The following is a 4,421-nucleotide window of genomic DNA, read 5'->3' on the forward strand; positions in this document are numbered from 1 at the left end:
ACCAACAGAGGACAACCATGAAACAGAAGAGATCAATTTATGCGGTTTTGGCGTTCGGTTTACTGACGGCGACGGCTGCGGCATCGGAAACGGAATTGACAGTATACACTGCTGTTGAGGCTGAGGATCTTGCGCGGTATGCGGAGACGTTCAATCAGAGCAATCCGGATATCAAGATCAACTGGGTCCGGGACTCGACGGGGATCATCACCGCGAAACTGCTGGCTGAACGGGACAACCCACAGGCGGATGTGGTCTGGGGGTTGGCTGCGACCTCTCTGCTGCTGTTGAAATCCGAAGGGATGCTGGAGCCTTATGCCCCGGCTGGCGTAGACAAGCTGGATGCGAAATTCGTCGATGGTGACAACCCGCCTGCCTGGGTTGGCATGGACGCCTGGGTTGCCTCGATTTGCTACAACACGGTTGAGGCGGAAAAGGCCGGGCTGAAGCCGCCGACCTCGTGGAAGGACCTGACTGATCCGATGTACAAGGATCAGGTTATCATGCCGAACCCGAATTCCTCTGGCACGGGGTTCCTTGATGTGTCCAGCTGGCTTCAAATGTTTGGTGAAGAAGGTGGCTGGGAATACATGGATGCGCTGCACGAGAATATTGCGCGCTACACCCATTCCGGCTCGAAGCCTTGCAAACTGGCGGCGGCGGGCGAGATCCCGATTGGTATTTCTTTTGCGTTCCGTGGGGCGAAATCCAAAGCTGATGGCGCACCGCTGGAAATCATTGTGCCTTCGGAAGGCGTCGGCTGGGACATGGAAGCAACCGCGATTGTGGCCGGCACTGCAAATCTGGAAGCCGCGCAGAAGCTGGTGGACTTCACCGTCACCAAAGAGGCCAACGAGATGTACAATACCGGCTATGCGGTCGTGGCGTATCCCGGCGTTGCAAAACCGGTTGAACACTTCCCAGAGGGTCTTCTGGATGCGATGATCAACAATGATTTCGAATATGCCGCCAACAATCGCGCGGCAATCCTGAAGGAATGGCAGTCTCGCTATGACGGAAAGTCTGAAGCGAAGTAATTCCATTGGCAGGAGGGGCTTTTGTGCTTCTCCTGCCCGCCACTCTCTTGTTCCCACCAACACAACCAACTCACCCGGCGCGCACCGGCCAGGATCGGTCGTGCCCGAGGTGCAGATGTGAGGACCTCTCCCGTGCTTCAGAAAACACCACCCGGTGAACTGTATCTCAGCATCCAGAATTTGTGGAAAGCGTTCGGCAGCTTTCTGGCACTCAAGGACATCTCTCTTGAAATCAAAGAAGGTGAATTCATTTGTTTCCTCGGCCCGTCCGGCTGCGGCAAGACCACCTTGTTGCGGGCGATTGCAGGGCTGGATCTGCAGACCAAGGGTACGATTATGCAGGATGGCAAGGACGTCTCCAACCTGCCTCCGTCCGAGCGCGATTTCGGGATTGTGTTCCAGTCCTATGCGCTGTTCCCGAACCTGACGATCGAAAAGAACATCGCATTTGGCCTTGAAAACACGGGCCGCAGCAAGTCGGATATCGCGGTTCGGGTGAGCGAGCTGCTGAACCTTGTTGGTCTGCCGGATCAGGGCAGGAAATACCCGGCGCAATTGTCCGGTGGCCAGCAGCAGAGGATTGCGCTGGCCCGCGCCATTGCAACCAATCCCGGTCTGCTGCTGCTGGACGAACCCCTGTCGGCGCTGGACGCCAAGGTGCGCGTTCACCTGCGGCATGAGATCAAGGAATTGCAGCGCAAGCTGGGTGTGACCACCGTGATGGTGACGCACGATCAGGAAGAAGCGCTGGCCATGGCCGACCGCATCGTGGTGATGAACCACGGGGTGATCGAACAAGTTGGATCGCCCACGGAGATCTACCGCGAACCGGCCAACCTGTTCGTGGCTGACTTTATCGGTGAAATGAACCAGATCCAGTCTCAGGTTACGAAAGGCGGGCGGTTGAGCGTCGGGGAAAAGACCTTTGCCTGCCTCAGCCACACGTTCAATGATGGAACCCCTGTCATTGCGGCCATTCGTCCCGAAGACATCATCCCTCATGAAGCTGGTTATCTTGACACGGGCGGCAATCGGAACTGCATCGAGGTCACGCTCGATGAAATGGAGTTTCTGGGCTCGTTCTGGCGCTGCCGCCTGAACAACGAGCGGTTCGGATCTTCGGAACTGATCGCGGATTTTTCGATCAACGCCGTGCGTCGTCTTGAGCTGGAAGAGGGGTGCAGCATGGTGATTGAGCTTCCCGAGAACCGCCTGATGGCGTTTGACCTTCCGGAGGCTGCGGCATGAGCACGATGTCGACCAATCAGGACACATTGCCTGTCGGGCCGGATATCAGGCCCAGGCTCAGCCGCGATGACATCCTGATGCGCGGAAGCATGATGGTGATCGCGCTCTATCTGATCGTGACACTGGCACTGCCGCTTTACACGATGCTTTCCAAGTCCTTCTCGACCTACCGGGTCGAGCTGTCCCAGTATGAGTTTCAGGTCAGTGATGAAGCGGGTGTGTTCGACGGAACGATCCTGACGGCTGACGAACTGAACAGGCAATTGGGGGTGTATTCCGACACCGATCTGACAACCGGCTCGGACGGGCGTTTGCCGGTGACCGGGTTCTTTCCGGATTTCAGCTTTCGCAGCCCGGTCATGTACCAGATGCGGAACACGACGGAGGCCGGGCGCTTTCTGGTCGGGTCGACTTTGAACGAAGGCACCGATTGGGTCGAGCTTGATTCCAACACGTTCCGCCGGGTGCAGATGCGGCCGGTTCAAGCGCGGGGTCTGGGCAACTTCATCAACTACTTCTCGACACCAGCCCTGTTCAACTCGATCAAGAATTCCCTTTGGATTTCGGTTGTCAGCACAATCGTTACGGTGACGCTGGCGTTCTGGTTTGCCTATGCGCTGAACCGAAGCTGCATGCGGTTCAAGGGGGTCTTTCGCCTGATCGCGATGGCGCCGATTCTGGTTCCCTCGCTGCTGCCGGGCATCGCGCTGGTCTACCTGTTCGGCAATCAGGGGATGATCAAGGAGTTGTTGTTCGGTGCCAGTATCTACGGCCCCATAGGCATCGTGATCGGATCGGTCTTCTTTACCTTTCCACACGCGTTCCTGATCATATCGACTGCGCTCGCGATATCGGATGCGCGGTTGTACGAGGCCGCTGTCAGCTTGCGCTCTACCCCCTGGCGGACATTCTGGACCGTTACCATACCCGGCGCGCGCTATGGCCTGATTTCCGCAGCCTTTGTCGTGTTCAATCTGGTGATCACCGATTTCGGCCTGCCAAAGGTGATCGGCGGCCAGTTCAACGTGCTTGCCGTGGATATCTACAAACAGGTGATCGGCCAGCAGAACTTTGAGATGGGCGCCGTGGTCTCGGTGGTTCTGGTCATCCCCGCAATTCTGGCTTTTGCCATCGACCGGATGGTTCAGTCCAAGCAGGTGGCGCTGCTTTCTGCGCGCTCGGTTCCATATCAGGCAACACCAAACCCAAAGGCTGATCGCATATTCCTGATCTACTGCAGCTTGGTCGGCCTGTTCATCATTGGTCTTCTGGCCGTGTGTCAGTTTGCGGCGCTGATCAAGTTCTGGCCCTACGATCTGAGCCTGAGCCTCAAGAACTACCAGTTCGACAAGATGGATGGCGGCGGCTGGGGGTCGTATTTCAACTCGATCAAACTGGCTTTCCTGACGGCGGTGATCGGCACGACGGTTGTCTTCTTCGGGGCGTATCTGGTGGAAAAATCGAACGGCTTCAAAACCGGACGGTCGATCTTTCAGATGTTCGCCATGCTGCCGATGGCCATCCCGGGCATGGTTCTGGGGCTGTCCTATATCTTCTTCTTCAACAACCCGTCCAATCCGTTCAATGCGATCTACGGCACCATGGCAATCCTGGTGGTTTGCACGGTGACGCATTTCTATACCGTATCGCACCTGACGGCGGTCACCGCTCTCAAGCAGATGGATAAAGAGTTCGAGTCGGTGTCAGCCTCTCTCAAACAGCCAACAATGAAGCTGTTTGCCCGCGTGACGGTGCCGGTCTGCCTGCCTGCGGTGCTGGATATCTCGATCTATCTGTTCGTCAACGCAATGACGACCGTGTCGGCGGTTGTGTTCCTCTATTCACCCAAAACCACACTCGCGTCCATCGCGGTGCTGAACATGGATGATGCCGGGGACATCGCACCCGCAGCCGCAATGGGCATGATGATCTTCTACACCAACGCCGCCGCCCGGATCTTCCACCTGATGGCATCAAAAGGCATCCTGGCCCGCACACAGGCCTGGCGCAGCAGGTAATCCACAAAAAAACTCAAGAACCCGCCGGTCACATGTCTCCGGCGGTTTCCTTCTCCCCAAGAACCCGCTCCGCAAAGTCCATAAACGCCCGTATGATCTTGACATCGCGACGCTGGGA

At 56.9% G+C, this 4,421-nt stretch carries 3 protein-coding genes; all 3 read left to right on the forward strand.

The annotated features are described in order from the left end of the window. Positions 1-17 precede the first annotated feature (17 nt). Entirely contained in the window at positions 18-1,037 is a 1,020-nt protein-coding gene (locus ACR0JI_RS21725) for a putative 2-aminoethylphosphonate ABC transporter substrate-binding protein (RefSeq protein ID WP_480477711.1), read from the forward strand. A gap of 132 nt (positions 1,038-1,169) precedes the next feature. After that, positions 1,170-2,285 (forward strand): putative 2-aminoethylphosphonate ABC transporter ATP-binding protein, encoded by a 1,116-nt coding sequence (locus ACR0JI_RS21730; RefSeq protein WP_480496631.1) that lies wholly within the window; start codon positions 1,170-1,172, stop codon positions 2,283-2,285. Next, entirely contained in the window at positions 2,282-4,303 is a 2,022-nt protein-coding gene (locus ACR0JI_RS21735; RefSeq protein WP_480477725.1) for a putative 2-aminoethylphosphonate ABC transporter permease subunit, read from the forward strand. Before ACR0JI_RS21730 ends, ACR0JI_RS21735 begins: the two co-directional genes overlap by 4 nt. The last annotated feature ends 118 nt before the right edge of the window (positions 4,304-4,421 follow it).

The organism is Ruegeria sp. N10 (assembly GCF_056531545.1).

What these genes read in the sequence shown, in the direction of transcription:
- ACR0JI_RS21725 (WP_480477711.1), top strand. Translation starts at nt 18, where the DNA reads ATGAAACAGAAGAGATCAATTTATGCGGTTTTGGCGTTCGGTTTACTG.
- ACR0JI_RS21735 (WP_480477725.1), top strand. Translation starts at nt 2,282, where the DNA reads ATGAGCACGATGTCGACCAATCAGGACACATTGCCTGTCGGGCCGGAT.